Consider the following 1,003-nt stretch of genomic DNA (forward strand, 5'->3'; position numbering starts at 1 on the left):
GGTGAGGTTGATCGCGGCGGCGAGGAGGGTGAAGTCGGCGGCGACGCGGTGGCGGCCGCGCATGCGGGCGCGTCGTCCGCCGTGGCGTCGGCGCATGAGGTGGGCGATTTTGCGTTCGACTTTGGGTCGGGTGGCGCGGTAGTCGGCCTGCCAGGCAGGGTCGGTTTGGCGGGTGCGGGCGGCGGTGAGGCGGGCTTCGTGCCGGCTGATGGTGATGCTGCGGCCGGTTTTGGAGTCGGTGCACTGCCCGCGTAGCGGGCAGGTGGCGCAGGCGGTGCCGAAGTCGGCTTTGCCGGCGTGGCGGGTGTGGCCTTTGACCGGCCGGATCGCGACGGTCAGGCCGTTGGGGCAGGTCACGGTGGCGTCGTGGAGGTTGACCTCGAAGCGGTCCTTGGTGAACTTCCCGGTGGGGGCGACCGGTGGTTGGACCTTGGTCTTGATGTCGATCCCCGCTGTGTCGAGCTGTTGCAGGACCTCGCCGGCGCCGTAGGCCGCGTCGCCGTAGACGGCGGTGTCGTCGGCGGTGGCGGTGGCCGGGTCGGTGAGGTCGGCGATGAGCCGGGCGACCGGTTCGACGTCTCCGGTGTTGCCGGCGGTGACCGCGGTGGCGGTGATGACCTCGACGTCCGGGTCGATGGCGATGTGGGCCTTGTAGCCGTCGAACCCGCGGTGGTTGGTCTTGTGTCCGTGCCGGGCCTGCGGGTCGACGGTGGAGATCACCCGATCCGGGGCGACTTTCCGGGCGATCCGCAGCGTCCCGTCGTCGCCGGCCTCCAGGTCCTGGCCTAGGACGGTGGCCAGCAGCCGCATCGCCTGACCCACCGGCTCCGGCAGGTCGGTGAGCCCGTCAAGGGTGGCGAGCAGGGCGTAGCCGTCGCGGGCGCGGGAGTCGACGAGGGCGTCGCGGGCGGTCTTGTCGTCCCAGTCGATGACCGGCTTGCCGGTGCTGCTGTAGTCGTCACCGCCCGACAGCACGGCCCGCAGCCGCCCGGCCAGGTCACCG

At 71.9% G+C, this 1,003-nt stretch carries 1 protein-coding gene; it reads right to left on the minus strand.

The genetic code is table 11. The features are described 5' to 3' along the window. Positions 1 to 1,003: transposase (locus tag ACL02O_RS34280; protein WP_412822334.1), on the minus strand; the 1,003-nt coding region annotated here is incomplete at both ends.

The sequence above is a fragment of the Micromonospora mangrovicola genome, assembly GCF_047200535.1.
Lineage (GTDB): Bacteria > Actinomycetota > Actinomycetes > Mycobacteriales > Micromonosporaceae > Micromonospora.